General features: G+C 56.8%; 23 protein-coding genes. 9 read left to right on the top strand and 14 right to left on the bottom strand.

Annotated features, from left to right (window positions below):
- Positions 1-17: 17 nt before the first annotated feature.
- From OJHNALOF_RS10365 to OJHNALOF_RS10330, 8 genes are all read right to left on the bottom strand, one after another.
- The gene (locus OJHNALOF_RS10365) at positions 18-1,001 is read right to left on the bottom strand and encodes a transporter (RefSeq protein ID WP_094201531.1); all 984 of its coding nucleotides are present in this window, start codon (positions 999-1,001) and stop codon (positions 18-20) included.
- Between the two features lie 2 nt (positions 1,002-1,003).
- The gene (locus tag OJHNALOF_RS10360; RefSeq protein ID WP_094201530.1) at positions 1,004-2,251 is read right to left on the bottom strand and encodes a VpsR-related response regulator; all 1,248 of its coding nucleotides are present in this window, start codon (positions 2,249-2,251) and stop codon (positions 1,004-1,006) included.
- 218 nt (positions 2,252-2,469) lie between these two features.
- Positions 2,470-2,913 carry a hypothetical protein gene (locus tag OJHNALOF_RS10355; protein WP_094201529.1) on the bottom strand — a complete coding sequence of 148 codons (444 nt, stop codon included), beginning with the start codon at positions 2,911-2,913 and terminating at the stop codon, positions 2,470-2,472.
- Positions 2,914-2,928: 15 nt separating this feature from the next.
- Complete coding sequence (locus OJHNALOF_RS10350; RefSeq protein WP_094201528.1) at positions 2,929-3,603, bottom strand: C39 family peptidase; 675 nt, start codon at positions 3,601-3,603, stop codon at positions 2,929-2,931.
- A 1-nt stretch (position 3,604) separates the two neighbouring features.
- Positions 3,605-3,922 carry a hypothetical protein gene (locus OJHNALOF_RS10345; RefSeq protein ID WP_094201527.1) on the bottom strand — a complete coding sequence of 106 codons (318 nt, stop codon included), beginning with the start codon at positions 3,920-3,922 and terminating at the stop codon, positions 3,605-3,607.
- Positions 3,923-3,972: 50 nt separating this feature from the next.
- Positions 3,973-4,812, bottom strand: a complete 840-nt coding sequence (locus OJHNALOF_RS10340) for a hypothetical protein (RefSeq protein ID WP_141202205.1) — start codon at positions 4,810-4,812, stop codon at positions 3,973-3,975.
- Positions 4,813-5,379: 567 nt separating this feature from the next.
- Positions 5,380-6,642, bottom strand: a complete 1,263-nt coding sequence (locus tag OJHNALOF_RS10335) for a mechanosensitive ion channel family protein (protein WP_094201525.1) — start codon at positions 6,640-6,642, stop codon at positions 5,380-5,382.
- A gap of 57 nt (positions 6,643-6,699) precedes the next feature.
- Positions 6,700-7,380 carry a glutathione S-transferase family protein gene (locus tag OJHNALOF_RS10330; protein ID WP_240919705.1) on the bottom strand — a complete coding sequence of 227 codons (681 nt, stop codon included), beginning with the start codon at positions 7,378-7,380 and terminating at the stop codon, positions 6,700-6,702.
- A 146-nt stretch (positions 7,381-7,526) separates the two neighbouring features.
- On the opposite strand from OJHNALOF_RS10330, the gene OJHNALOF_RS10325 reads away from it, so the two are divergent.
- On the top strand, positions 7,527-8,984 hold the full coding sequence (locus OJHNALOF_RS10325; protein ID WP_240919704.1) for a DUF3360 family protein: 1,458 nt from the start codon (positions 7,527-7,529) through the stop codon (positions 8,982-8,984).
- A gap of 125 nt (positions 8,985-9,109) precedes the next feature.
- On the opposite strand, the gene OJHNALOF_RS10320 is transcribed toward OJHNALOF_RS10325, so the two are convergent.
- Positions 9,110-12,508: an AAA family ATPase gene (locus OJHNALOF_RS10320; protein WP_165661978.1), complete on the bottom strand. Its 3,399-nt coding sequence runs from the start codon at positions 12,506-12,508 to the stop codon at positions 9,110-9,112.
- A complete protein-coding gene (gene sbcD, locus OJHNALOF_RS10315; RefSeq protein ID WP_165661977.1) occupies positions 12,505-13,719 on the bottom strand; it encodes an exonuclease subunit SbcD in 1,215 nt (404 codons plus the stop codon). The genes OJHNALOF_RS10320 and sbcD overlap by 4 nt, the downstream gene beginning before the upstream one ends.
- Before the next feature lie 122 nt (positions 13,720-13,841).
- On the opposite strand from sbcD, the gene OJHNALOF_RS10310 reads away from it, so the two are divergent.
- Positions 13,842-14,738 (top strand): DMT family transporter, encoded by an 897-nt coding sequence (locus OJHNALOF_RS10310; RefSeq protein ID WP_165661976.1) that lies wholly within the window; start codon positions 13,842-13,844, stop codon positions 14,736-14,738.
- 7 nt (positions 14,739-14,745) lie between these two features.
- Here OJHNALOF_RS10310 and OJHNALOF_RS10305 read toward each other — a convergent pair whose 3' ends face one another.
- Both OJHNALOF_RS10305 and OJHNALOF_RS10300 read right to left on the bottom strand, forming a co-directional pair.
- Positions 14,746-15,366, bottom strand: a complete 621-nt coding sequence (locus OJHNALOF_RS10305; RefSeq protein ID WP_094201519.1) for a glutathione S-transferase family protein — start codon at positions 15,364-15,366, stop codon at positions 14,746-14,748.
- 171 nt (positions 15,367-15,537) lie between these two features.
- Positions 15,538-16,071 carry a MarR family winged helix-turn-helix transcriptional regulator gene (locus OJHNALOF_RS10300; protein ID WP_240919703.1) on the bottom strand — a complete coding sequence of 178 codons (534 nt, stop codon included), beginning with the start codon at positions 16,069-16,071 and terminating at the stop codon, positions 15,538-15,540.
- 160 nt (positions 16,072-16,231) lie between these two features.
- Between OJHNALOF_RS10300 and OJHNALOF_RS10295 the strand changes: the two genes are divergently transcribed.
- Positions 16,232-16,693: a cytochrome c5 family protein gene (locus OJHNALOF_RS10295; protein WP_165661975.1), complete on the top strand. Its 462-nt coding sequence runs from the start codon at positions 16,232-16,234 to the stop codon at positions 16,691-16,693.
- Positions 16,694-16,805: 112 nt separating this feature from the next.
- Here the strand turns inward: OJHNALOF_RS10295 and rep are convergent, their stop codons facing one another.
- Entirely contained in the window at positions 16,806-18,821 is a 2,016-nt protein-coding gene (gene rep / locus OJHNALOF_RS10290) for a DNA helicase Rep (protein WP_165661974.1), read from the bottom strand.
- 122 nt (positions 18,822-18,943) lie between these two features.
- Here rep and OJHNALOF_RS10285 point away from each other — a divergent pair, with 122 nt between their 5' ends.
- Both OJHNALOF_RS10285 and csdE read left to right on the top strand, forming a co-directional pair.
- Positions 18,944-20,158, top strand: coding sequence for an aminotransferase class V-fold PLP-dependent enzyme (locus tag OJHNALOF_RS10285; RefSeq protein ID WP_165661973.1), 1,215 nt, complete (start codon positions 18,944-18,946; stop codon positions 20,156-20,158).
- On the top strand, positions 20,158-20,580 hold the full coding sequence (gene csdE / locus OJHNALOF_RS10280) for a cysteine desulfurase sulfur acceptor subunit CsdE (protein ID WP_165661972.1): 423 nt from the start codon (positions 20,158-20,160) through the stop codon (positions 20,578-20,580). Before OJHNALOF_RS10285 ends, csdE begins: the two co-directional genes overlap by 1 nt.
- A 455-nt stretch (positions 20,581-21,035) precedes the next feature.
- Here the strand turns inward: csdE and tcdA are convergent, their stop codons facing one another.
- On the bottom strand, positions 21,036-21,827 hold the full coding sequence (gene tcdA, locus OJHNALOF_RS10275; RefSeq protein ID WP_165661971.1) for a tRNA cyclic N6-threonylcarbamoyladenosine(37) synthase TcdA: 792 nt from the start codon (positions 21,825-21,827) through the stop codon (positions 21,036-21,038).
- A 365-nt stretch (positions 21,828-22,192) separates the two neighbouring features.
- Between tcdA and OJHNALOF_RS10270 the strand changes: the two genes are divergently transcribed.
- The 4 genes from OJHNALOF_RS10270 to OJHNALOF_RS10255 all read left to right on the top strand — a co-directional run bounded on the left by OJHNALOF_RS10270 (position 22,193) and on the right by OJHNALOF_RS10255 (position 26,660).
- Positions 22,193-23,815: a BCCT family transporter gene (locus OJHNALOF_RS10270; protein ID WP_165661970.1), complete on the top strand. Its 1,623-nt coding sequence runs from the start codon at positions 22,193-22,195 to the stop codon at positions 23,813-23,815.
- A gap of 145 nt (positions 23,816-23,960) precedes the next feature.
- Positions 23,961-25,337 carry an FAD-binding oxidoreductase gene (locus tag OJHNALOF_RS10265; protein WP_165661969.1) on the top strand — a complete coding sequence of 459 codons (1,377 nt, stop codon included), beginning with the start codon at positions 23,961-23,963 and terminating at the stop codon, positions 25,335-25,337.
- A 127-nt stretch (positions 25,338-25,464) separates the two neighbouring features.
- The gene (locus OJHNALOF_RS10260) at positions 25,465-25,842 is read left to right on the top strand and encodes a nuclear transport factor 2 family protein (protein WP_165661968.1); all 378 of its coding nucleotides are present in this window, start codon (positions 25,465-25,467) and stop codon (positions 25,840-25,842) included.
- 215 nt (positions 25,843-26,057) lie between these two features.
- Entirely contained in the window at positions 26,058-26,660 is a 603-nt protein-coding gene (locus tag OJHNALOF_RS10255) for a helix-turn-helix domain-containing protein (RefSeq protein WP_165661967.1), read from the top strand.
- The last annotated feature ends 9 nt before the right edge of the window (positions 26,661-26,669 follow it).

Raw genomic sequence — 26,669 nt, 5'->3', positions numbered from 1 at the left:
GTGTCGAATGGACGTCATCAGAAGGTGATCGGCAGACTGAAGGACACTTCCACATCCGGTGCGTCCTCGGTCAGGCCCGCCTGCAGATTCAAATTGAGTGAAGATTTCTCGGTCAGAGCCAGGGAGAAACCGGTGGACAGACTGTCCAGCTGCAATACCTCGCCCACTTTGCGGCCGTTAATGCTGGGTTTAAATACGGTCCTGTGATTCACCCCCAAGCTGAATGAAAGGCGATTATTGACCGCAAAGCCCATGCCCATACCCAGAAAGAAACTGTTGCCCAGGTTAAATTTATCGTTTGCTTCCCCGTCATCATCGAGGTCTCTTCCCGCATCATCTCCCAGGTTCCAGCTATAACCTGCAGTACCAAAGAGCACCGCAGGATCTGTTGGATAAATCAGTGTCATGCTAGGTTCAATTGACCAGGTACCGGAACCGGTGGGCGGGTCTCTGAAGATATCATTTTCGTCAAGTTCATTATCAAAAGGTGACTCGCCTGTATCTGATTTAATCCTCACCCCACCGATCCAAAAGGGAGCAGACTCCAGGTTAAATTGGTAACGAATAGCACCTTCAATATCACCCAATGCTCCCCCTTTCGAAGTGAAGGTTCTGGGTGCCTCTGAAGCCTGTCCATTGCCCACACGCTTGCGAAACGTGTCGTATCGATAAACCCAGGGAACCCTCAGTTCCAGTTCAATTCTTTCTGTAAGACCATAGCGGGCCGCCAGGCTTGTTGTGAAGGTTGCCTGATCGGCATCTTCCAGCTCGATAATGCCCACCAGAAATGCTGGCACTTGGGTAAATCCCAGTATGGAAATACGGTTAGAGGTGTTTTGCGAATAACTAACGGCAGGCTCTATTTCAAACGTTCCCTTGGGAGTCAACAAGCCACGGGTTTCAAGGGTGTTGGCGATGGAATCAACCACCTGCTTGTCTTGGGCATGGACAGGTATAGCCAGCGAGAATAGCAAGCCAGTGAAAAATATCCCTTTTTTCATAACTATCTCCTTATTCCATATCTTGCTATCAACCTGTGTAACGATGACTTGGATATACACAACAACTCGGCTGCTCTCCCGGTTCTACCAGGCACCATATCCAGTACACGCTTGATTGCGTATGCTTCGGCCTTTTCCCTTGCCTTTTTCAAGCTTAGATCATGATGAACTTCAGTGACAAAATTATCGCTCAGTCCCATCATGGATGCTTCCAGGTAGTCACTTTCACAACGTGAGACTCCAACCATCACCCTATCATTTAACTCTGAAATATTTCCCGGCCAGCTGTAGTCAAGAATAGTCTTTTCCGCACCGGCGGAAAATCCTAGAATATTTTTATTCCATTTACGTGTTGTTCTTTGCAAAAACACCCTTGCCAAAAGTACACTATCCTGTCCTCTTGCCCGAAGAGAAGGTATTGATATCCACTCCTGCTTTAGATATGAAAGCAACTCTGGAGTGATTGATGAACACCCGTTCAGGCCTTCAGAGTCCATGCTGCAACTGAAGACAAAGTGACACCCTTCCACATTCATGGATAACAAGGAACATATACTTGACTGAACTTCTTCAGGCAGTTCAACAACATCCTGAATAAAAACACACACGTTATTTGACTTGTTCTTTAAAAATGAAAGCTGCTGGGTGATTTTAGCATTAGAAAAACTTGAACTCAGGCTGGAGAAATCGAGTAACGATATATTATGCAAGTCCGCCCAGCGTCCGGCGAGAAATCGTTTGCCGACGCCGGCCTCACCTGACAGAGTTAAGCATTTACTCTCACAAGCATACAGCTTGCTCAAGGACTCTCTAAAACCATCGCTTTTGCCAATGACCTCCCCCTTCTGAAAGGGTAAGCACAACATATTTCTTAATTCATTCATGCCATAGGCACGGCCAAGAGTGACTAATAAACGATCATCATGTACAGGCACGGTATGATAATCGTAACAATATGTTACAACAAATATGCTCCATTCCTTCTGGGACAGCTGCTCCTTGGACAACAAGGCAACCCAGCAGATACCGCTGTATCTCGTCATGAAACATTTAAGGGCTGATGAGGGCTCCGCTTCTCCTACACAATCCAGCAAGGCCACCGTTGTATCACTGCTGTCGAGGTATGCCGATGCCGACTCAAGGTTGGTATACCTGATGATTGACCAGTAATTAGACTGATCGCTTAGTGACTTCACACTCGCCATGCAACTGGAGCACTGAAGCAGCAAAATCTCCCTTTCCAAGATCATGAACTATCACCACAATCATCATCCTATGATTGAAAAAATATAGTTCATAAACCACACTCAGTGTCGCCCATCGCCCCCAAAAAAGTATAAGGCATTGATTGAACTTACTTTTTAATGATAACCCCCCTCAATCTGACACCTATTTTTCACAGCAAAGAAAACCTGGCAAAATTATGCATTTCACCAGGCTGCCACTTAATAAACTCTACCAAAGCCTGTTAATAGCCAAGCCTTCTGGTAGCCGCCCTAATTCTGGACTCTACATTTCGTTGTGCTTTATAACTATGATAGTTAACAGGTGATTTAATGTTCACGTCAAGAGTCGCATTGGTTTTTATATTGCTGGCTGAGCTCTTGAGAATAAGGCCTACTTTCCCTGCATCCAAAACCGGAGTAATACTCACACCAGTGACATCAATCAGCTCCTTGTTTGCCTGGCCATTTAAAAGCCCATAAAGATTGCTATTAAAAGCAAGCCGATTGTTTATCATTACCTTCATACTGAGACCAATGGAATAATGTGTGTCAGCGGTAAAAAAGCCTCCTCGCTGCTGCTCCAATACACTTTCCTGCAGCGCCGACATGCTGCTAAATACAGCCGTTTCGTTATTAAAAGCCTCTGCGGAAGCAGTCAGCGCCAGTGCTACCACCACCCATTTCATAACGGCATACCTCCATCAATAATCGTACTCAGATGGCAACATCAAATCAGTTAGGTGTGGAAGTCGCTGCATGAGTGCAGTTCTGGTCGGCGCATCAGCCACCGAGTGCTCCCAGTCTTCACGCTGATTAAAGCTCGCCTTGGCCAGCTCAACATTGTCTCTAATAAATAAAAACACTCCGTTACTGGCTTTATCAAACTCATCCACATTGATAACGTGTAGCCCGAGCGAAGGGTCTCCGATCAGCACCTTGCCATCCTGAACGCCTTTAACAACCACAAAGTGGTTATAACCATTATAGTTAACCAGTGCAATTGATGGCATGGCAAGCTCTCTGAGCTTATTTACATCAACTTTAAAGCCGTCTGATTTAAAACCTCTCCTAGTCAAAAAATTTTTCATGTCAAGCATGGAAAATCCTTGCTTTTCAATTATGGACTTATCACCATACCTGAACATTTCTTCAAAAATCACTTCTTCAGTCATCGGGGTGTTATAGTGATGACTCAGAAGAGATGCAAGTGCCGCAGATCCGCAGCTAAAATCATATTTTTGCTTTACAACCTCCCCAAATTTTATATCAGAAAAAGATTGCACCGGAATCCTTAACCGGCTCCCTCCGGCACCAGGCAGGTTAATTGCCAAACTCACAGCCGGAATAAAAGCAACTATCCATAGTAACTTTTTCATGTCATTTAGCCGAAATAATGTTCACGTTAGTGTTCATGTTGGTAACATTATTGTTCCCTGAGTTCATATTGACCATCATGACGCCATGGGCACCCGCAAAAGAGCCGGATGCAATATTGTTATATCCAGTTATACTCTTCTCTACTTTACCAAATACCGCACCAGCCTGTGAGGTAGTATTGTCCTGATCATCATTAACCAGATACATGCCTCTTTTATCATTCAGATCTTGCTCTTCTATTATGGAGAGCTGATCAAGTGTGGTATTGGCGTAGACCGAAGAAGCCATTAATACCGTTGCAAGCATTAAACCTTTCATGGTTCCCTCCGGTTTATATGCCGACCCCTCGGGGCCGGCACCTTCAACAGTTAAAACTGAGCACTACCGTTCACGTTAATGGACTGGTTACCCACAGAGCCGTGACCAGAAATGGCGTTCTGCTGGCCCATGCCATAAACAGCCCCCATATTGCTCAGGTTGTTGTTACCAGAAGTAATCATGGAAACAGAAGCGGCAGCAGCGGCAGCGTTAGCACCTGCAGTTTGAGTCAGGCTCTGAGTCGGAGTAAGTACTGCCAGACCAGCACCAGCACCCATACCAGCACCCAGGCCAGTACCAATACCGGCACTGTTACCACCGGCTCCACCATCACCACCGTCCGCGCTGTTGACATCCAGAATACCCAGAGTCAGCAGCCCCAGATCCCAGATATAGCCTCCATTACCACCATTACCACCATCGTTACGGCTCACATTACCTACGCCTGCGCCCAGACCGAGGCCAAGACCAAGACCAGCTGCCAGGTTACCGCTGTGCTGATTCATGTAAGCACCGTTGTAAGCATTGGCGTCGGCTGAATTACCATATACACCCGCATTGGAATTGGTGTAGCCACCGTAGCCGCTTTGGGTGCTGTAGTTGCTCTGATAATTCTTTTTCACAGTGGTGGTGTAAACGTCATTATCCGGCGACCATACCCAGTATTTGCTTACATCATGATCGATGTAGATGCTGTTATCACTGTTATCACTTTTATCGATGTAACCGCCTTTAACAGCTTGCAGGCCTTGATTATTAGTAATGTCACCGTGATCTTTTTTCTTGCTGTCGTAGCCATAGCCGTAGCCATAACCGTTAGCGGCAGCACCAAATGAAATTCCCAGTGAAGCGGCAACAATCACAGCCAGAGTTTTCTTTTGAATAGACATGGTAAATTCCCTCTTTTGTTTTTCGTCTACCTTTGAACGCCACTGCAGTAAGGTAATTTAGCTCGATAGTAATTACCTTGACATCTCGGCGAATACAGGGTCTTTCTGCTTAACCCTGACATTAAGATTAGCGGAGGGATTTTTTAGAGATGTACCAAAAGCGAGTACTGGTAAATCAAGTTTTAATATTTGTTGAAAAAAGGGTGCAGACGCAGAATAAAAATTCTTATTTTTGAGACACCGAGCTCAAACGAACCCCTTTTTATGTTACAAACCCACACCCTGTAACACGCATTACAAGTTCCAGTTTTAATCATATCGAAACAAGCACCAAAGGGGACTCAAAAAAATCCACAAAACAACAAAAGGGGAACCTATTGGCTCCCCTCTCTCAGAGTTTTAAGTTCACTTATTCCTAAAGCTTATTTGCAGTATTAGCTTATAACAGTGTCTGCTCACCAGCCGCTTAAGCACCACGATTCATTCAGAACCACAGGACGCTAACCAGGCACAAAAAAGCGTGCCTGGCAGCGCACTCAAGGTGTATGAACGCGCGGATGATGAATGTCACGGGGAGGAAGCCATCTGACGCAGATCATATCCGGTGGGGCTTTGGTGCACGCGTAAATCGAACTCGGGCAGTACCGCAAAAATGTGGTCGAAGATGTCGGCCTGTATGCCTTCGTAGTCGGCCCACCTGGTGGTATTGGTAAAGGCATAGATCTCGATGGGAATGCCGTCGCTGCCGGTTTCCAGCTGACGCACCATCAGGGTCATTTGCTGATGAATGTGCGGGTGCTGGCGCAACATGACCGCCAGGTAGGCCCTGAAGGTGCCCAGGTTGGTCAACCGCCGGCCATTCACCAGCGAGCTCATGTCGACGGGCTGCTCGCTGTTGTAACGCCCAATCTCCTGCAGTTTTTCATTGAGATAGCCGTCAAGCAGACGTGCCTTTTGCAGCCGGCGAATGTCCGCCTCATCGAGAAAACGCACGCTGCTGGCATCCAGCCGCAGGCCACGCTTGATACGCCGGCCGCCAGACTCGCTCATGCCACGCCAGTTCTTGAAGGAGTCCGAGATCAGCGCATGGGTGGGAATGGTCGTAATGGTGTGATCCCAGTTTCTGACCTTGACCGTGGTGAGGCCAATATCGATAACCTCGCCATCGGCGCCGTAACGCCCCATTTCCAGCCAGTCACCCACCGTCAGCATGTCGTTGGCTGAAAGCTGAATGCCGGCCACCAGCCCGAGAATGGGATCCTTGAACACCAACATCAGTACCGCCGTCATGGCGCCCAGTCCGCTGAGCAGAATGATCGGTGACTTGCCGATAAGGGTGGCGACGATCAACAGACCAATAAAGATGCTGGCAATCAGCTTGATGCTCTGAAAAATGCCCCGCAACGGAAAGGCACGCATGGCCGGACGCTGGCGAAAAATGTCGAGCAGGGCATCAAGCAGGGAATAAAGCGACAACAGGGCATAAAGCAATATCCACAAGTTGGCGGCGGTCTGAATGGCGGGCAGCAACAGGGTATCGCGTTCCAGCCAGAGGCCGGCCTGCAGGTAGATGATGACTCCCTGCAGGGTCAGCGCGACCCTGCCAAACAGCTTGCGTTCAAAAAAGGCCCGTCGCCAGATGCGTTGGGTACTTCTGGCCCGCCCTTCCACCCAGCGCAGCACTACCCGGTGCAGCACAAAGTGAATGCCCAGGGAGATGACCACGATCAGCGCCAGCGCGATGACGGTGTAGGCCAGGCTGGCAAACTCGGGCAGGTGGGCGTTGAGCCAGGGCATCAGCCAGGCTTCCAGATCCTTTACCTCGTTCATTGTTGTTATCCGCATGCATGAGAGAAGCCTTCATGCTACCGGCTGCAACAGGTGTCATCAATTGGTCGGACCATAGCGATAATCACCGCCGGCCTGTAACGCCTTGCGATAGGCCGGCCTGGCCTGCAGGGCGTTCACATAGGCGCGCAAGCGGGGAAAGCTGTCGGCCAGGGCCGGATTATGCATGGCGGTTTCCAGCGGAAAGCTCATCTGAATGTCGGCGGCGGTGAATTGTGAGCCGTTGATCCACTCGTGACAGGACAGGTGATCCGCCACAAAATTGAGGTGGGTGCGAATCTGTTCATCGAGAAAGGCCCGGTTCACTCCCGCCACGATTTTGCCCACCAGCGGTTTTATAAAAAACGGCATGGGTGCCCGTTTGACCCGCTCAAACACATAGTGCATCAGCAACGGCGGCATCAGCGAACCCTCGGCGTAATGCAGCCAGTACACATATTGCCACCAGTCATGCCCGTCACGGGCAGGCAGCAGGGTAGCGGCACCGTAACGCTGACTCAGATAATCGATAATGGCCCCCGACTCGGCCAGGGTAAAGCCGTCATCGGTGATCACCGGTGACTTGCCCAGGCCGTGGATTTTTTTCAGGCTGGCGGGCGCCAGCCCGGTAGCATCATCACGCCGGTAACGCACCAGCTTATAGTCCAGCTTCAGTTCTTCCAGCAGCCACAGAATCCGCTGGGCACGGGAATCCTCCAGGTAATGCAGGGTGATCATCATGCTCTCCTTTCCGTTACATGGCGTCGTTCAAACCCCATATGTTACGAGAATGTTTTAATACTTATGTCCAATGGTGACACTCATTAACAAGCTCTAGGATAGGGATCGCTTGAACAGGGAAAGTATTATTCATCGAGGAGATGATCATGTCTGAATCCCAGACCTACCGCTCCCAGCGCAAGCCCCGTCGTCACTTCGACAACAGGGCCGCCTACCTGGAGCATGAGCTGTCCATCATGTCACCCCGCCGCTGGGGCATTAACCTGCCCTTTCGCGACTACCGTTTTGAGCTGGAAGATCTGGTGCCGGCCCTGGCGGCCACTATTGGCAAAATCGTCATGGTGGCGGCCGTGGTCGCGGCCTTTGCCGGCCCACTCGGCCTGAGTGACGCCTTTGTGGTGGAAAACGTGCGCTTTGAAATGCTCATTGCCGCACTGCTGTTCGTCATTTTGTTTTCCGGCTTTATCAATCCCAACGCCAACCTGGCCGGCACCCATGGTCCCATGATTCCGCTGATCCCGCTGATTGTGGCGTCCGGTGGGCACCCACTGGCACTGGGGCTGCTGGTCGGCCTGTTCGGCCTGTTACTCAGCATCAGTAAAGGCGGCAGCAAGCTGATGGCGCTGACCAGCGACGGCGTGCGCGGTGGCCTGCTGATCTATCTCGGCGCCATGGGACTGCTCAGCCAGATCAAGGCGCTGACCGCCTGGGCCAACGGCCTGGACATGGGTCATATCGCCTTTGTGGTGATCCTGGCCACCATCATCATGTATGCCCTGTTGGCCCGGCTGGAAATGCGCTGGCTGTCCATTCCGCTGGGCTCCGGCATCGCCTTTTTTATTGCCATTGCCCTGGGCGCTCCGTTCGAGTTCGTTACCGAGCCGGGCATGCCGCACCTGAGCCCGTCCTACTGGTGGGGCGAGAACAGTGGCTGGCAGATGGGCTGGCCCGAACTGCACCACTTTATCAGCGTAGCGCCCTTTGCCGTGCTGGCGGTGGCCATGTGGTCTCCCGACTTTATGGGCCATCGCGTGTTTCAGGAGCTGAACTACCCGAAAAAGGCCGACAAGGTGCTGATGAACGTGGACGACACCATGGGTGTGGCCTCGGTTCGTCAGGCCGTGGGTAGCCTGCTGGGCGGCGGTAACCTGACCTCGTCCTGGGGCACCTACATGATTCCGGCGGCCATTGCCAAGCGCCCCATTCCCGCTGGCGCCGTGCTCACCGGGGTGTTCTGTGTGGTGGCCGCACTCTGGGGCTATCCCATGGATCTGGCGGTGTGGGCCCCGGTACTGCGGGTGGCCCTGATTGTGGGTGTGTTTATGCCACTGCTGGAAGCCGGCATGCAGATGACCCGCAATACCACCAGCAGCCAGTCTGCGGGCATAGTGGTATTCGCCTCCGCCTTCGTCAATCCGGTGTTTGGCTGGTCGATGACCATGCTGCTCGACAACCTGGGCCTGATTGGTGACAAGGAGCGAGGCAAGAAACTGCGCATGATGGATCGCTGGGTCATTCCGGGCGCCACCTTTGTGGTACTGCTGAGCATCATGGCCGCCGTGGGCATGCTGCCGGGCATACCGGCGCTGATCACCGGCGAGTAACCTCTCACACTACGCAAAAAGCCGGAGCACTACTCCGGCTTTTTTATTGCTTGCTTCGTGAGGAGTGAGGGGTGAGGAGCCCCTCACGCCTTTCCCCTCACTCCTGTCTCCTCACTCCGCTCCCTTCATCCCTCACCGTTAAAGGCGAACTCCGGGGCCAGCCGGCTCAGCCCCAGCCCCTGACCCTTGCTTAACCGAATCTGCACCGGCACCCGCTCCTTCAGCGCCTCGATGTGGCTGATCACCCCTATCATTTTGCCGCTGGCATTAAGGGCATCAAGCGCGTCCAGCGCCACTTCCAGGGTATCGGCATCCAGGGTGCCAAACCCCTCGTCCAGAAACAGCGAGTCGATACGGGTCTTGCTGCTCACCAGATCCGATAGTGCCAGTGCCAGCGCCAGACTCACCAGAAAGCTCTCACCGCCGGACAGGGTTTGCGTATCCCGGCTCACATCCGCCTGCCAGGTGTCGATCACCGCCAGCTCCAGCTCGGCAGCATGATTGCGCGCCAGCCGGTAGCGGCCGTGCAGCCGCTCCAGCCGGCGGTTGGCCAGATACACCAGGTGCTCCAGGGTCAGGCCCTGAGCAAAGCGACGATAACGGGCGCCGTCGGCGGCACCGATCATGCTGTTGAGCTGCTCCCAGCGCTGCAGTTGCTGGCGGTCCTGCTCAATACGCTGCAACAGGCTTTGCTGACGCTCACGCTGAGCGGCATCGTGAGCAAGGCGCTCTTCCAGCCGGCCCAGTTGCTGCTGCGCCATGTTTGCTGCCTGCTGCTGAGTTTGTTGCTGCTGCTCCAGCTCGGCCAACGCCGGCGGCGCTGCGTCACCCAGTTGCCGGCGGGCCAGCTGTGCCTGTGCCAGCCGGTCTGCTGCCAGCGCCAGCTCCTGCTGCAGACCCTGCAGCCGTGTTTGCAGCTGCCGACGCTGGTCATCGGGCAGCAGTGCCGCCAAAAAGGCCGCTTCATCGGCAAAGGGGCTGTCGGTCAGAGCCTGTTGCCAGCCGGCTTGTGTCTCGCTCAGCGCTTGCTGCAGACTGACTTTTTGCTGTTGCTCCTGCTCCAGCAGCAGGCGCTGGCGCTGCAACGCCTCTTTGAGTTCAGCCAGTTGGATTTCAGCCTCGCTGGCTGCCGCCTCAGGCTCGACGGCAGTCACCGGTTCACCTTCGGGCAGGGCAAGCTGATCCCAACCCTGCTGCCAGTGCTCAAGCCGGCGCTTTGCCTCCCCAAGGGCTGCGGCCAGCTGCTGGCGTTGTTCATTAAGCTGTACGGCCATTTGCTGCTGTTGTTGCCACTGCTGCCATTGCTGCTCGGTTTGCATCAACCAGCGTTGCCAGTTGTCGGGCTGGTGGCCCACACTGGCGCTCAACTGCTGCTCCAGCTTTCGGCGCTGCTGCTCACAGGCAAGAGCCTCGTCGTTCAGCTGCTGTTGCACCTGTTGCAGGGTCTGCTTTTGCTGGGCCAGCAGCTGTTGTTGGTGGGTCAGTTCACTGGCCTGCGCCATGGCGGCCTGGCGGGCCTGCTCTGCCTGATTAAGCGCAGCTTTGGCGGCGTCAAGCTGCTCCGCCTGCTGCTCAAGCCCGGCAAGCTGCCGGCGGCGCGCATCCAGTAACGGCTGCCAGCCGGCGGCCTCAAGAGACAGAGTCTGCAACAGACTGTTCTGCTTGCTTTCCAGCTCGGCAATGGCCGAGCTTAACTGCTGCAACCGCTGGCAGATATGGTCCAGCTCGGCCTTGCATCTGGCCTGCTGATCACGCAACTGAGCCCCGGCCTGCTCGGTTTTTTCCAGCTCATGGCGCTTTTGCTGCAGCTCGGCGGCGGTGCTGTTATCCAGACTTTGATAAGCGGCAATGGCCGGGTGAGACTCACTGCCGCAGAGCGGACAGGCCTCGCCGGGCTGCAGCTGCGCCCTGTGCTGCTCAAGAGAGCGAATAAGCTGCTCCTGCTCCAGCAAACGGGCTTTGTCCTTGATTTGCTCCTGCAACTGACGGTATTGCTCCCGGGTTTGCATCAGCTGCTGCTCGCCCTGCTGCCACTGAGGCTCAAGCCGGACTCTGGCCTGCTGCAGCTTCCCTTGCTCCTGTTGCAGCTCCTGCAGGCGCTCGGCGGTTTGCTCCAGTGCCAGCCAGTGGGGCTGCTGGCCGCGTAACTGCTGCCACTGTGCTTTCAGCGCCGGCTCGGTGGTATGGCCAAGCACCGCTGCCAGTGCCTGCTGTTGCTGCCGGTATTCGGCTTCGGCCTGCTGCTCACTCTGGCCGGCCTGCTGCTGTTGCTGCTGCAATGTCTGCTGCTGTTGGGCCAGCTTTTGTTGCTGCTGGCTGTGTTGCTGCTGTTGAGCCTGCACCCTGGCGAATTGCTGATGAAGCTGTTCAAGCCGTTTAAGGTCGCCGCGCCAGCCGGCCAGTTGCTCACCCAGGCGTTCGCCGGCGGCATTGACCGCCATGGCCTCGGTGATCTGCTGTTGTTGTTGCTCCAGTTGCTGATCCTGCGCCAGCAGCCCCTGATAATGCAGCCGGCTGAAGCTCAGTCCTTGCCAGCGGCATTGCTGTTCTTGCTTCGTCAGCTGCTGCAAACCGGTTTCCCGTTCGGTAATCTGCCGGCTCAGAGCCTGCAGGGCGGTATTCTGCTGTTGCAGTTGCTGCCAGTGCGGCTGCAGCCGGGCCGCCGGTTCACTGCGCTCCAGCGTCCGTTGCTCAGGGGCGGCTTCGTTCAGCGCGGCCTGCGCCTGCTGGTGAGCCATATTTGCCTGAGCCAGCTGCTGCTCACTTCGATCCCATTGCTGCCGCTGCGCCAGCGCGGTTCGGGTTTGTGTCAGCACTTGCTGCGTTTCACTCAGTTGCTGAGCGGTCTCGGTGCGCTGCCGCTCAATCTCGCCGCGCTCTTCCTCGCCGAGCAGGGCCACGCCTTTTACTTGCGCTTGCTGCTCGGCCAGCGCCTGTTTGTGCTCCCGAGTCTGTTCAAACACCCGCTGGGAAATGCGGGCGTAAATGTCGGTACCGGTGAGCTCTTCCAGCAACTCGGCGCGCTCGTTGGCATCGGCGTGCAAAAAGGCGGCAAAGCCGCCCTGGGCCAGCATCATCGACTTGGTAAAGCGGCCAAAGTCGAGGCCGGTGAGGGTTTCCGTCAGCTTGAGCTTGTCGTTGATTTTGTCGGTGAGGATCTCGCCGTCCCGCCTGGCCAGCTCCACACGCGGCGCCTGCAACTTGCCGTCGGTCTTGCCCCGGGCCCGGCGCTGACTCCAGAAGGCCCGGTAGCCATCGCCCTTCACCTCGAACTCCACTTCCGCCAGACAGTCGGCGGTGTGCCGGCTCATCAGCTCATTGCTGCCGGCAGACACGGTTTTCATACGCGGAGTCTGATGATAGAGCGCCAGGCAGATGGCATCCAGCAATGTGGTCTTGCCGGCGCCGGTGGGCCCGGTAATGGCAAACAGACCGTTGTCGGCAAAGGGAGCCCGAGTAAAGTCGATTTTCCACTCCCCCTGCAGGGAATTGAGGTTTTTCAGTCGCAGACTCAAAATTTTCATGCCTGCTCCCTCAAACTTGCCAGCACCTGCGCATACAGTCGATCCAGCTCGCGCTCATCGCCTTCGGCCAGCTCCTCCATGGCCAGCCGCCGTTCAAATACCTGCTCGGGCGTGAGCTCGCTCAGGGTTTCTTTTTGCTCCGCCAGCAAAGCGGCACTGCGCCCCTGGCGCTCCCGACGCACCAGCAGTACCTCTGCATTCAGCCCCTCACACAGGGCCTGCACCCTGGGCTGCAAGTCACTCAGGTAGTCCTCTTCGGTCACGGTCACCTCCAACCACACCGGCCGTGTCGGTGTGCCCGCCGCCGCGGCCTCGGACAAGGCCGCTGCCAGTGCCTGCAGACTGCCCTTGACTCGGGCCAGGGGCTGAAACACCGGCACCGGCAAGGGCGTCACCGTCTGCAGGCCGAATGCGTTCAGCTCCACCAGCAGCACCTGCTTTTGCTGGCCGGTTTCATCAAAGCCCAGCGCCAGCGGCGAGCCGCTGTAACGAATGTGCTCGTTTCCCCCCACCTTTTGCGGCCGGTGAATATGGCCGAGGGCAATGTAGTCGGCGGGTGGAAAGGCACTGGCGGGAAAGGCTTCCAGGGTGCCAATGTAAATGTCCCGCACCGAGTCGCTGCTGCTGGCCCCGACCGTGGTGAGATGACCGGTAGCGATAATGGGTAGCTCTCCCAGTTCGGCGCGCCGGGCCCGAGCCCGCTCAAACAGCGCCTGATAATGGTCGGCAATGGCCTGCTGCAGTGCGCGGCCCTTGTCGTCCGCGCTGTCGCCGGCCCGGCTTTCCAGCAGATCCCGCGGGCGCAGAAAGGGAATGGCACAGAGCAGTGCGCCCGGCGCGCCGTCACTGTGGTGCAGGGTGATCAATTGCTGTTCCGGTTCGGCCAGCCTGCCGGGGATCACACTCACATGCAACGCCTGCAACAGCGCCCGGGATTCGTTCAGCATGGCCACCGAGTCGTGGTTGCCTCCCAGCAGCACCAGGCTGGCGCCGGTGCGGCTCATGGTCACCACAAAGTTGTGGTATAGCTCGCGGGCATAGCTGGGCGGGGTACCGGTGTCAAAGATGTCGCCGGCCACCAGCACCGCATCCACTCGATGCTGCTCCACCTGCTGCACCAGCCAGTCGAGAAAGGCGGCGTGTTCGTCCAGCCGGGTTTTGCCCATGAAATGCTGACCCAGATGCCAGTCGGAAGTGTGCAGAATGCGCATGCCATCCCTCAAAGGTGCGATGAATGGCCGTATTAAAGCCGCTATTGAAAGCGCTGGCAAACGGCCTTGGCCATGGCAGAAAACTTGTTAGACTGGCGCTTTCGCTTTCAGATGTCGTTTCCATGCCATTTTCCTATGATTTTCTCGCCCTGGCCGCCGCCTCCTGCTGGGCCGTGTCCAGCCTGCTGTCGGCCAGTGCCGCCCGTCATCTGGGGGCCTTTGCCTACTCCCGCTGGCGCATGTTTTGCGTCAGCCTCATGTTGTGGGCCGCGGCCCTGGTGACCGGGGGCTGGGCCAGCCTGGACTCCCCAGCCCTGGGAGTGATGGCGGCCTCCGGGCTTATCGGCATTTTTATCGGTGACACAGCCCTTTATGCCGCCATGAACCGGCTGGGACCGCGCCGGGCCAGCGTGCTGTTCGCCACTCATGCACTGTTTTCGGTGGTGCTGGGCTATGCGCTGTTCGACGAACGCATTGGCGGTCAGGCGCTGGCCGGCGGTGTGCTGCTGGTAGGCGGCGTCATGACCGCCATTTTCTTTGGCAAACGCAGCGGTGAAGGGCACGCCTGGGAGCAGGACAATGGCAGCCCCAGGCCCGGCATTGCGTTGGGGCTGCTGTCGGCCCTGTGCCAGTCGGTGGCCACCCTGATGGTAAAACCGGTGATGGAAGGCAACGTCGATCCGGTCGCCGCCTCGGCGGTGCGCATGACCACCGCCTTTGCGGCTCACCTGGCCCTGTTGTGGTGTGGGCTGGCCGTGGCCAGGCCATTGCAGCGTATCAACTGGCCGGTGTTTGGCATGGTGGCACTGAACGCCTTTCTGGCCATGGGCGTGGGAATGACACTAATCCTGCTGGCGCTGCGCCATGGCGAGGTGGGTATGGTGGCCATGTTGAGCTCGGTAAGCCCGGTGCTGGTGCTGCCGCTATTGTGGCTGGTTATGAAACGCCGGCCCGCCGGCGGCGCCTGGATTGGCGCCCTGGCTACTGTGATTGGCACGGCGTTGATTGTCACCCGCTGAACGGAGGCTAAACGGTCAGGCCTTCTTCATCGAGGGCACGACGTACCCCTTCGTCTTCCTTCATGTCCTGAAAGTGACGGGCCAGGTGGGGGTAGGCATTCAGTCCCTCGGGCAGCACACGGGTGGCCCAGAGTTCAAAACCAAAGGCGCAGGCATCCACTATGCTCTTGTGTTCGTCCATATACCAGGTGCGGCTGGCAAGGTGGTTGTCCATGCGCTGCAGCAGCGGCGCCACTCGGCCGGGCACCGCCGCCTTGATGGCCTGCAGCGCGGCATCGCTGCGGTCGGTAGTGTATTTGCGCGGGGCGAAGTAGGGCACAAAGGCGTTGTACAGATCGGCGTTGAGAAAGCTCATCCAGTAGTCGCACTGATATTGCAACACGGGATCGCTACCCGGCCCCAAATGTTCCCCTTCCGGCAACCGGGCCAGATAGCGAAGAATGGCGCTGCTCTGGTAGAGCGCGCCCATTTCCTCGGTAAACAAGACCGGCACCGCCGCCATGTAATTGATTTTGAGAAAGGCCGGATCCCTAGTGTCTGCCTGTTCCAGCTCGTAGGGCAGCCCCAACCAGGACAGCACAATGTGCGGGGCCAGAGAGCAGGCGCCCGGCTTGTAAAACAGCTTCATCAAAAGCCTCCTTTAACCATGAAATAAGCGGCAGGGCGATGGAAGACCGGCCTGAAGGCCCGTGCTGTGATGCCGCCGGTGACTCAAGCACAAGTATCAGCAGGAAATGGAAAATTGGCGATCTTCGACGCCAAAAAACATCGTCAATTGGATACTTGTTGACCGGCCGGCTTAATCCTCAATCGCCAGCAGCATTTTTTTCATCAGGCCAGCCAGCTGTTGCTGCTCATCCGTCGTCAGGGTGGCGGCCAGCTCCGCTTCGGCGGCCAGGTGGTATTTGACCGCTTCTTCCACAATATTGAAGCCGGCTTCGGTGAGGGTGACGATCACGCCACGCCGGTCGTGATCGGCCTGGGCCCGGGTCACCAGGCCACGGCTTTCCAGCCGGTTGATGCGGTTGGTCAGGGCACCGGACGAGATCAGCACCATGGCCTGCAGTTGATTGGGAGACAGCTGGTAGCTGGGCGGATGCCGGCGCAGGGCGGCCAGCACATCGAATTCGCCCACGTTGAGTTCGTAACGGGCCAGATCCTGCATCACCCGGCGGGTAATGAAGTATTCCAGCCGCACCACCCGGCCGACCACCTCGGTGCTGTCAAAACTCAGATCGGGGCGGGCCCGTTGCCAGAGGGTTACGATGCGGTCGATCTGATCCATCATGTCATGGTCCTGGGATGTGGCGTGCTGCGTGTGATTATCGTTCATTATGTCAGGTTCTTCCTGGAGCCATTTTGATATCAAGATAATCCACATCATACCATAAAGCCCAGCCCGTAAACCCCGCTACGATATCGGGATATTCGCCGGCCGGCGCATTTAATGACCATGATTCTTGGGGTATACTCGCCGGGTTTAACGGAAAACAATGAAAGCCAACTGGGAGAATGAAAAGGTGAGCCTGTTTAAAAACCTGTTGCTTGCCGGTGTTGCCGCTGCTTCGCTGAGTGGTATGGCCTACGCCGCCAATGATATGTCGCCTGAAGCCATTGCCGAGCGCACCAAGCCGGTGGGCAGCGTGTATACCGCCGCCGATCTGGAAGGCATCGTCGACACTGCCGCCGCCGGCGACAGCGGCGAGCCCGCCGCGCCCCGCAGCGGTGAAGCGGTCTACAATGCCGCCTGCTCCGCCTGCCACGGCACCGGCGCCGCCGGCGCCCCGGTAAAGGGTGATACCGCCGCCTGGGGTCCCCGCGCCGAAAAGGGTCGCGACACCCTGCTGAGCCACGCGCTGAACGGCTTTAACGCCATGCCCGCCCGTGGTGCCTGTGGCAACTGCTCCGACGAAGAAATCGCCAACGCCGTTGACTACATGCTGGACGCCATTTAAGCGCGCCCGCTTTCGTAGTGAAAAAGCCGCAGCAATGCGGCTTTTTTATTGCCTGATTAGCGAGGGGGGGAAGTGAACGGTTTTCTCCTCACCCCCCACCCTGCACGCCTCACTATTTCTTATTGAGCATGGCCCGCAGGCTGGCCACGCCGGCCTGGCCCTTCTGCATGCGTTCGCCTTCGCTCTGGGGCTTGCGATTGTGCTCCCAGTCCAGATCCTGCTGGGGCAGCTCCAGCAGAAAACGGCTGGGCTCGGGCCTAACGGTTTCACCGTATTGCCGCCGCTCCCGGCACAGGGTAAAGGTCAGCGCCTGCTGGGCGCGGGTAATGCCCACATAGGCCAGCCGCCGCTCTTCCTCGATATTGTCTTCGTCAATGCTGCTCTGATGGGGCAGCAAGCCTTCCTCCATGCCCACCATAAACACAAAGGGAAACTCCAGTCCCTTGGAGGCATGCAGGGTCATCAGTTGCACCTGCTCGCCGTCATCTTCGTCCTCTCCCCGCTCCATCATGTCGCGCAAGGTCAGCCGGGTCACCACCTGCGGCAGGGTCATGGCCTCTTCCAGCTCGGAGCCTTCCAACATCTGGCTGACCCACTTGAACAGGGTGGAGACGTTCTGCATACGCATCTCGGCGGCCTTGGGGCTGGGGGAGCTTTCGTACAGCCACTCTTCGTAGTGAATGTCCTTGATCATGTCGCGCACCGCTTCCACCGCATTGCCCCGGGCGGCTTCATCTCCCAACCGCACCAGCCAGTCACTGAAGGCCCGCACCGCCACCAGGCCTCTGCCCGACAGGGTCTGCTCCAGCCCCAGCTCAAAGCTGGCGGCAAACAGGCTTTTGCCCCGAGTATTGGCATAGGTGCCCAGCTTCTCCAGGGTGGTGGGGCCGATTTCCCGCCGGGGCGTGTTCACCACCCGCAGAAAAGCGTTGTCGTCGTCCGGGTTCACCAACAGCCGCAGGTAGGCCATGATGTCCTTGATTTCGGACCGGGAGAAAAACGAGGTGCCGCCGCTGATCTTGTAGGGAATGCGGTTGGTCATCAGCGCCTTTTCCAGCAGCCGGGACTGATGATTGCCCCGGTAGAGAATGGCGTATTCGCCGAACTTGCTGGCATTCATAAACTTGTGGCCCATGATCTCGGCCACCACCCGCTCCGCCTCATGCTCCTCGCTCTTGGCGAACAGCACTCTGACCGATGCCTCGTATTCCATTTCCGAGAACAGTTCTTTCTCGAATACATGGGGATTGTTGGCAATGAGGATATTGGCGCACTGCAAAATGCGCCCTCGGGAGCGGTAGTTCTGCTGCAGCTTGATGACCTTGAGGCTGGGAAAGTCTTCCTTCAGCAGCACCAGGTTCTGAGGCCGGGCACCGCGCCAGGAATAGATGGACTGATCGTCGTCGCCCACCACGGTAAAGCGGGCGCGCTCGCCGGCGATGAGCTTGACCAGCTCATACTGGCTGGTGTTGGTGTCCTGGTATTCGTCCACCAGCAGGTAGCGAATTTTGTTTTGCCAGTAGGCGCGTACCTCGGCGTTGGTCTTGAGCAGCAGGGTGGGCATCAGGATCAGGTCGTCGAAGTCCAGGGCGTTGTAGGCCTTCATGTGCCGCTGGTAGCGCTCGTAGCACTGGGCAAACAATACGGTCTCGGCGTCGGTGGCCAGGCGGGCGGCGCGGGAAGGCAGCACCAGATCGTTTTTCCAGTTGGAAATGGTCGAGAGCAACCGGGAGATTCTTTCCTTGTCACCCTCAAGTTCCGTGTCGGTGAGCTCCTTTATCAGCGCCAGCTGGTCCTGATCGTCAAACAGCGAAAAACCCGACTTCAGCCCCAGGGTCTTGTGCTCCCGCCGAATAATATCCAGCCCAAGGGTGTGAAAGGTGGACACCATCAGGCCCCGGGCCTCCCGCTTGCCCAGCGTTTGCGCCACCCGCTCCTTCATCTCCCGCGCCGCCTTGTTGGTAAAGGTCACGGCGGCAATGTGCCGGGCCTGATAGTCACACTGACGCACCAGATAGGCAATTTTGTTGGTGATCACCCGAGTCTTGCCGGAGCCGGCACCGGCCAGCACCAGGCAGGGTCCGGCAATGTAGCGAACGGCTTCATCCTGGGCGGGGTTCAATTTCATGGCGGCTCCTCGGGCATTAAACGGTCGGTGATTTTACCGTCATGGCCGCCCGGGGTGAAGGGTGCCTTGTCATCGGCTTTGGTTTGGCTCATGATCCCGAGAGTTCTTTCTTATGGTTATGCATGATCGTGGATATTCGAGTACTCAGACGCGACTTCCCTACCCTGGCGCAAATCGTTAACGGCCATTCGCTGGTGTATCTCGACAACGCCGCCACCACCCAGAAGCCTCAAGCCGTGCTGGATGCGCTCAATCATTACTACCGGGACACCAACGCCAATGTGCACCGGGCGTCCCATGCCCTGAGCGGCCAGGCCACCCGCGCCTTTGAGCTGGCCCGGGAAAAAGTGGCGCGCTTTATTCACGCGCCCTCGGCCAAGGAAATCATCTGGACCCGGGGCACCACCGAAGCCATTAACCTGGTGGCCTTCAGCCTGGGCCGGCATTTTCTGCAACAAGGCGACGAAATGCTGGTATCCACCTCGGAGCACCACGCCAATATCGTGCCTTGGCAGCAGGTGGCCGCCACCACCGGCGCCGTACTCAAGGTTATTCCCCTCACCGACAATGCCGAGCTGGATATGGCCGCCGCCGAGCGGCTGATTACCCCGCGCACCAAACTGCTGGCCGTAGGCCATGTGTCCAACGCCCTCGGCCAGGTCAATCCGGTAGTGAAGCTGATTGCCATGGCCAAGGCAGTAGGTGCAGTCACCTTGGTGGACGGCGCCCAGGCGGTGGGTCATTTCCCGGTGGATGTGCAGCGGCTCGGCTGTGACTTTTACGCCTTTTCCGGCCACAAGATGTTTGCGCCCACCGGTATCGGCGTGCTCTACGGCAAAACCGAGTGGCTGGAAAAAATGCCGCCCTGGCAGACCGGCGGCGAGATGATCAAGACAGTAAGCTTTGAACACACCCGCTTTGCCGCGCCGCCCTTCAAGTTTGAAGCGGGCACGCCCAACATTGCCGGCGCCATTGCTCTTGGGGCGGCGGTGGACTACCTGCAGGGACTGGACAGGGCCGCACTGCAGCGCCACGAGCATGGGCTGCTGACGCAACTGCTGAATGGCCTGGCCGCCATGGACGACATTCGCGTCATTGGCCGGCCTCAGGCCGGCTCGGTGTCGTTTACCATGGACGAAGTGCATCCTCAGGATCTGGCCACCCTGCTCGACATGCAGGGCATAGCCGTGCGCACCGGCCACCACTGCGCCATGCCGCTGATGCAGGCGTTAAAACTGAAGAATGGCACGGTGCGGGCCTCATTTTCCTTCTATAACACCAGCGATGACGTGGCCGCCCTGCTGGCCGGCATCAACAAGGCCCGGGAGCTGCTGTGATGACCCACCCCTTTGGTACCGAGATCACCGACACCGAAGTGCGCGCCCTGTTTACCGCGGCTCAGGGCTGGGAAGCCCGCTACAAACAGCTGATCACGCTCGCCAGGCAACTGCCGCCCCTGACCGACAAACACAGGGTAGACGCCAACGCCATTCACGGCTGTGAAAGTCAGGCCTGGCTGGTGGCCGAGCAGGATGCACAGGGCCGCTGGCAGTTTCACTGCGACGCCGACGCCCGCATCGTAAAAGGCCTAATGGCGGTGGTACTGGCCGCCCTCAGCAACAAGACCAGTGCCGAGATTGCCGCCTTTGATATGGAGGCCTATTTCGAGGAACTACAACTGCTCAACCACCTGAGCCCGTCCCGAGGCAATGGTTTACGAGCAGTCGTTTCGGCAATCAAAGCCAAAGCGGAAAGCTGAACCGGCTACAACGCCGCAAAGCGACACATCAGCGCGGTTGCACTCCGCCGACACGCTTCAAGTACCTCCCTGTAACGCTCGAAAATGCCATCCATGGCATTTTATGGTCGGCTACGGCAATCCCCATTGCTGCTTCGTGCAACTCTGGCGCTGCCTGTTTACCAACAATCAGCTTCTGAATGCTCCAAGGAGGGCAAAGGGTGTCTGCTTCGCCGTGCCCTTTGCGCCAGGGCCGAAAATTGCTCCTGCATGTTCGGCATTCCCGCCATCCATGGCGGTCAGATGCGCGACGGAGCCTATATGGGGCGAGCTTGCTCGCCGTGACGAAATATTTCTACCCGACCGAACATTCAGTATGTTCGCAGCGGGTTGAAACATTGAGTGGCATGTCCCACGGCGTGCCGGAGAAGCAGTGCGCTTTGACCGACGAAATGGCACAAGCTAGCAAACGGCAATTAGGCTGATTCAGAGTTAGCCTGAGCGGCAAGCCGGGAAAGCACCCGGCTGACCATAAAGAAGCCGAAGGTGGCGGTGATATGAGTGACGGCGCCAAAGCCTGAAGCACAGTCCATTTTCATGGTGCCGTCCGATTCCTGCTTGGCGCTGCAGATGCCGCCCTCGCCGTCCGGGTAACGGGGCTGCTCGGTGGAAAACACACAGTCGACGCCAAACTTGCGCTTGGGGTTCTTGCTGAAGTTATAAAAGCGGCGCAGTTCGCCCCGCACCTTGGCCGCCAGGGGATCCTGAATGGTCTTGCTGAGATCCTTTAACTGGATCTGCGACGGATCTACCTGGCCGCCGGCGCCGCCGGCGGTAATGACCGGAATCTTGTTGCGCTTGCAAAAGGCAATCAGCGCCGCCTTGGCCCGCACCGAGTCGATGGCATCCACCACGTAATCAAAGCCCGTCAGCAGATGCTCGGCCAGGTTGTCGGCGCTGATAAAGTCATCCACCACTGTCACTCGGCAGTCCGGGTTAATCAGCGCAATGCGCTCGGCCATGGCTTGCGTCTTTTCCGCGCCAATCTGGTTACTAAGGGCATGGATCTGTCGGTTGGTGTTGGTAATGCAGATGTCGTCCATGTCGATCAGGGTGATGGCACCTATTCCTGAACGCGCCAGGGCTTCCGCCGCCCAGCTGCCCACGCCACCAATGCCAATCACACACACATGGGCCTCGGCAAAACGGGCCGAGGCCCGGACACCATAGAGGCGGGCAATGCCCCCGAAACGCTCGTCAAAACTCATTAAATTCTCCATGCCACCTTACTATTGCTTATCCCGATAAAAAGCAAAACATGGCGGCAAATGTGCCGCCAACGGCCGGGATTTATCGGTTTTAGTGCATCCAGAGCGGAATAAGCGTGCTACCTGTCTGGGCAACATTATAAAACCGCCACAATAAAAGGCATACACACATCGTGGGTCCCACGCCGTTGCGCCGCAGGGTGCGACGGCACAGGCCGAATCGCCCCATGTTAAACAAATGAAAAAATATTGTTTTTTTTCATTGAAAAAATAAAAGCCGGTGATATTTTCATCTGTGTAGGGAGAGATAACGTGGCTATCCGTCAGATAACCACCCGCCATACAACTACATGGAGGTACACCTGGTGAACGATACAGCTATAGGCAAAGTTGGCAGTTTTTCGCATAAAAACCCCCTGTCGCCCCGTAATGGCATCACCACTCGGCTGCTGGGCGAGTACGACAGAACCTTGTTCTGGCCGGTGCTAACGATATATGCCTTTTTGATGCTTTACGCTTTTCTATTTCCCGACGCCATGGGGAATACACTGTCCTCTATCAGGGACTTTCTGATTTTCAACTTTGGCTGGAGTGTGCTGCTTGGCGTGGGCGCTACCCTGGTGTTCTGTCTGTACCTCTTTATCAGCCCTTATGGCGATCTGAAACTCGGCACGGAGAATACGGTTCCCGAGTTTTCTTTTGGCTCCTGGGTGGCCATGATGTTCAGCTGTGGCCTGGGCATTGGCTTTGTGTTCTTCAGTGTTGCCGAGCCTCTGACCCACCTGTACGAGTCACCCCATGTGATCGACATGGGGCAGGCCGGTCAGGCCGGCGGCGTAGCCAAGGCGGTGCAGATCACCCTGCTCGACTGGGGCATGCATGGCTGGGCCCTGTTTGCCGTGGCGGCCTGGGCCATTGCCTACCCGGCCTACAAATACGGTCAACCACTTACGGTGGCAACCGGGCTGTACGGGATTCTCGGAGAGCGCTGCAACACCAGTTTTTGGGGACGCCTGGCCAACGGCCTGGGCATTATCGGCACCATAGGCGGCAATGCCACCATGATAGGACTGGGCGTCGCCTCCATCAGCTATGGCCTGAATACCCTGTTTGGGCTCGAACTCGGCGCCCTCGGTCAGGCGCTGGTGATGATAGTGGTCATCATCGCCTATGTGATCTCGGCGGCGACCGGCGTTGAACGTGGCATCAAGCTGCTCAGCCAGGCAAACATGATCATGGCCGGCATCATACTGTTTGCCATTCTCTTCTTTGGTCATGCACCGGCCCAATATCTGTTGAACCTGACCACACAACTGGTGGGCGATTACTTCGGGCAGGTGTTTTCGCTGCAATTCTGGTCCGATGCCAGCAACTTTGAACAGCGGGAATGGCTGGGCTGGTGGGTGGTGTTCTACTGGCTGTGGTACATCTCCTACATTCCCTTCTGCGGTGGCTTTATTGCACGTATTTCCAAGGGCCGGACCCTGCGGGAGTTTATTTTCGGCGTGATCCTGGTTCCCATGGTGCTGACCATTGGCTGGTTCAGCATCTGGGGCGGCTCGGCCGGATATATCGAGGTCAATGACATTGCCCCGCTGTGGGAAAGCGTGCAGGAGAAACCCGAGTCCGGCATTTACATGCTGCTGGACAGCATGCCCGGCGGCTGGTGGCTCGGCCTGATGGTGCTGTTCAATATTGTCATCTTCGCCGTCACCACTTCCGACTCGGCCTCTTTCTTCGCGGCCATGCAGGTCTCCAATGGCAATGAGAACCCGAAAGTTTCCATGCGTTTGCTGTGGGGCGTCATTATCGGCTTTACCGGCATCATGTTTCAGTTATTCGGCGGTTTTTCCGCAATAAAAAGTCTCGCCATTGTCGTGGGGGCGCCTTTCTTCTTTGTCGGCATCGCCTATATGTTCTCCGTTTACCGCATGCTCAGACAAGGAAAGGAAAAAAGGCATAAGCATATTTACCAGCCGGAAAGTTAACGTCAGTTCCGCCCTGATTTATGTGCAAGCAGGGCGATGTTTACAAAGCATGTGGGGAACCTGTCGGCGAGCATCACGATTCGGCGACACCCCATGAGTTTTACATGGCAGTTTGGTTTATCTATCAGCATGGAGTGACAAGATTATGCCTGCAACCCAGCCTTATTATCCTCATTACGATCCGCTGCATGACGCCTCTCCGGGCACGGCCATGGACTATCCGCCCAGTTACTGGCGCTTTCATGCCGGCGAGCCGCCGCAGGACGACGGCCCGGTCAATGGCGACATGGAAGCCGATGTAGTACTGATTGGCGGCGGCTTTACCGGGCTGGCCACGGCCATGTTTCTGGCCCGGGAACACGGCATCAAGGCGGTGGTGTTGGAGGCCAATCAAATCGGTTGGGGCTGCTCCGGCCGTAACGGTGGCCAGGGCCATCTGGCCTGGGGCCGGCTGAGCCGCAGTCAGTGGGTACGAAAATGGGGGGTGGACGTAGCCCGCCGCCTGCATGCCAACAGCCTCGAAGGTTTTGAGGTGTTTCAGTCGCTGGCAGAAGATCCGGACATTGACTGCGAACCCCAGAACCTGGGCAACCTGCTGATCGCGCACAGTAAACAGGCCCTGGAAGGCCTGCATCAGGAATCCCGGCTGTGTAATAAGGTGCTCGGTTACCAAACCCGCATACTCGACCGGGATACCGTACTGAACCAGTATGTGGGCGATCAGGAATGTCATGGCGCCATGCTTGAGCCGGTAGGCATCGCCGTGCAGCCACTGAAGCTGGCCTATGGCTACGCGCGAGCGGCCCGCAGGCTGGGGGCGAAGATCCACACCGGCAGTCCGGTTCAACACTGGACCACCGATGGCAAAATGCACTATTTGCAGACACCGGGCGGCATGGTGCGGGCACGCAGCGTGGGTATCGCCACCGCAGGGTACACCAGCCCCAACCTGAACAAACTGACTGCCTATCGGAATATGCCCATTATGGCCAACTCGGTATGGACCCGTCCCCTGACCGACGACGAGATAGAAGCCTGTGGTTTTCACTCCACCATCTTTATGACCGACACGCGCAAGTTGCGCTATTACTATCGTTTTCTGCCGGAAAAACGGCTGCAAATAGGCAGCCGCAGTGCCATCAGCGGGGCCGATGCCCAGAACCCAAAGCACCTCAAAATTGTGCAGGAAGCCATTGCCCGCAAGTTTCCGGCGCTGGCCGGCATAGAAACGCCCTTCTTTTCTCATGGCTGGATGGATATCTCTCACGACATGATGCCGCGTGTGGTGCAGCCTGATCCGAAGCAAAGTGTGTTCTATGCCCAGGGTTACAGCGGCAACGGGGTATCCTTTTCGGCCTATGCCTCCAGGCAGATGGCCACCCTGATTGCCGGCGGAAAAATAAAGGAGGCGGATCTTCCCATTTTCTCATCACCGCTCCCCAGTCACCCGCTGCGTCCCTTGCGCCGCTTCGGGCAGCGGGCGCTTTATAAATACTTTCAGGTGCTGGATACAGTACGTTGAAAAAACTGCTGCGGGCAAACCGCCAACCTTCCCGCCGCGGCTAAAGGCTCATGTTTACCGTCACCAAGGAAAAGTGCTGCCCCGATATGCTTTTCAGGGCAGCCCAAACACCAAAGGAGTAAGGACAATGACCAATCAGGAAATGCTTAACCTTTTCGATGCATTCAATCGCCACGATATCAACGAAGTCATGTCATATTTTGATGACGACATCGTCTTTGAGACCGTTGCCGGAAATGAAGCGTACGGCTCCCGTATCGTGGGTCACCAGGCCGTAAAGGCGCGGTTCGAGGAAACCTGGGGTACCATGCCGGATGTACAATGGATTAATGGCCATCATTATTCTGCCGGTGATCGGGTTATCTCGGAGTGCACCTTTGTGGCAACCCAGCCCGACGGCAAACGTATTGAAGCCGACAGCCTGGATATCTTTACCTTTCGCGATGGCAAGATTATCGGCAAGCGGGCCTTTCGCAAGCAGCGCCCTCCCTTTGACCCGGCTTAACGCCACCTGATAATACCAGCGCCGACCCTGCACATTCCTTTATGGCCGGCGCTGGGCATGTTCGGCCACCCTTTCGAATACCAGCTACTGTTACCGCCTTTTTCATGCATTCCCTGTTTTTTCGCCCTGAGTGAAAAAATAAAAACTTATTTCAAATACTCCACACGCGTCTGTTAGGCTTGGTCGAAAAGACTGAAACCAGGTGAAGATAAGTGATGCCAGCCTCAAAACACAGCCATACCCAGGCCGCTGACAATGACGGTTTGCGTATCGGGCAGCAGATCCGCGACCTGCGCAAGGCCAAGAAAATGACGTTGTCGGAGCTGGCGACGAAGGTAAACAAATCGGTCGGGTACCTGAGTCAGGTGGAACGGGGCGTGTCTTCGCTGCCCATCGGGGTGCTGCAAACCATCAGTGATGCGCTGGATGTACGTGTCAGCTGGTTCTTTCAGCCCGACGCTGATCTTCCCGATCAGGAGCGGGACTATATAGTGCGCGCCGGCCGGCGGCGGGCCATGACCTTTTCCGGCATCGGCGCCAGAGAGGAGCTGCTTTCTCCCCGGCTCAGTGGCCAGTTAATTCTCATTATGACACGACTGGAGCCCGGTGGTAGCGGTGGGGAAGAGCCCAGACAAAGAAAGGGGGAAGAGGCCGGATATGTTGAAGCAGGCCAGCTGGAGCTGATCATTGGCGAGCAGACCTTTCTGCTTGAGGCCGGTGACAGCTTTTCCATCACGGGCAATGAACCACATCTGATACACAACCCGGGCCAAACCGAAACCCGCATCGTCTGGGTGATGGCGGGCGTGGACTACTGAGCAGGGCCG

Source organism: Oceanimonas sp. MB9 (assembly GCF_011319775.1).
In the GTDB taxonomy this organism is placed as follows: Bacteria; Pseudomonadota; Gammaproteobacteria; order Enterobacterales; family Aeromonadaceae; genus Oceanimonas; species Oceanimonas doudoroffii.
This window is presented reverse-complemented; position numbering and strand designations above follow the sequence as displayed.

Coding starts and splice junctions, on each gene's coding strand:
- OJHNALOF_RS10365 (WP_094201531.1), bottom strand. CDS start 1,001: ATGAAAAAAGGGATATTTTTCACTGGCTTGCTATTCTCGCTGGCTATA.
- OJHNALOF_RS10360 (WP_094201530.1), bottom strand. CDS start 2,251: ATGATCTTGGAAAGGGAGATTTTGCTGCTTCAGTGCTCCAGTTGCATG.
- OJHNALOF_RS10355 (WP_094201529.1), bottom strand. CDS start 2,913: ATGAAATGGGTGGTGGTAGCACTGGCGCTGACTGCTTCCGCAGAGGCT.
- OJHNALOF_RS10350 (WP_094201528.1), bottom strand. CDS start 3,603: ATGAAAAAGTTACTATGGATAGTTGCTTTTATTCCGGCTGTGAGTTTG.
- OJHNALOF_RS10345 (WP_094201527.1), bottom strand. CDS start 3,922: ATGAAAGGTTTAATGCTTGCAACGGTATTAATGGCTTCTTCGGTCTAC.
- OJHNALOF_RS10340 (WP_141202205.1), bottom strand. CDS start 4,812: ATGTCTATTCAAAAGAAAACTCTGGCTGTGATTGTTGCCGCTTCACTG.
- OJHNALOF_RS10335 (WP_094201525.1), bottom strand. CDS start 6,642: ATGAACGAGGTAAAGGATCTGGAAGCCTGGCTGATGCCCTGGCTCAAC.
- OJHNALOF_RS10330 (WP_240919705.1), bottom strand. CDS start 7,380: ATGATGATCACCCTGCATTACCTGGAGGATTCCCGTGCCCAGCGGATT.
- OJHNALOF_RS10325 (WP_240919704.1), top strand. CDS start 7,527: ATGTCTGAATCCCAGACCTACCGCTCCCAGCGCAAGCCCCGTCGTCAC.
- OJHNALOF_RS10320 (WP_165661978.1), bottom strand. CDS start 12,508: ATGAAAATTTTGAGTCTGCGACTGAAAAACCTCAATTCCCTGCAGGGG.
- sbcD (WP_165661977.1), bottom strand. CDS start 13,719: ATGCGCATTCTGCACACTTCCGACTGGCATCTGGGTCAGCATTTCATG.
- OJHNALOF_RS10310 (WP_165661976.1), top strand. CDS start 13,842: ATGCCATTTTCCTATGATTTTCTCGCCCTGGCCGCCGCCTCCTGCTGG.
- OJHNALOF_RS10305 (WP_094201519.1), bottom strand. CDS start 15,366: ATGAAGCTGTTTTACAAGCCGGGCGCCTGCTCTCTGGCCCCGCACATT.
- OJHNALOF_RS10300 (WP_240919703.1), bottom strand. CDS start 16,071: ATGAACGATAATCACACGCAGCACGCCACATCCCAGGACCATGACATG.
- OJHNALOF_RS10295 (WP_165661975.1), top strand. CDS start 16,232: ATGAAAGCCAACTGGGAGAATGAAAAGGTGAGCCTGTTTAAAAACCTG.
- rep (WP_165661974.1), bottom strand. CDS start 18,821: ATGAAATTGAACCCCGCCCAGGATGAAGCCGTTCGCTACATTGCCGGA.
- OJHNALOF_RS10285 (WP_165661973.1), top strand. CDS start 18,944: ATGATCGTGGATATTCGAGTACTCAGACGCGACTTCCCTACCCTGGCG.
- csdE (WP_165661972.1), top strand. CDS start 20,158: ATGACCCACCCCTTTGGTACCGAGATCACCGACACCGAAGTGCGCGCC.
- tcdA (WP_165661971.1), bottom strand. CDS start 21,827: ATGAGTTTTGACGAGCGTTTCGGGGGCATTGCCCGCCTCTATGGTGTC.
- OJHNALOF_RS10265 (WP_165661969.1), top strand. CDS start 23,961: ATGCCTGCAACCCAGCCTTATTATCCTCATTACGATCCGCTGCATGAC.
- OJHNALOF_RS10260 (WP_165661968.1), top strand. CDS start 25,465: ATGACCAATCAGGAAATGCTTAACCTTTTCGATGCATTCAATCGCCAC.
- OJHNALOF_RS10255 (WP_165661967.1), top strand. CDS start 26,058: ATGCCAGCCTCAAAACACAGCCATACCCAGGCCGCTGACAATGACGGT.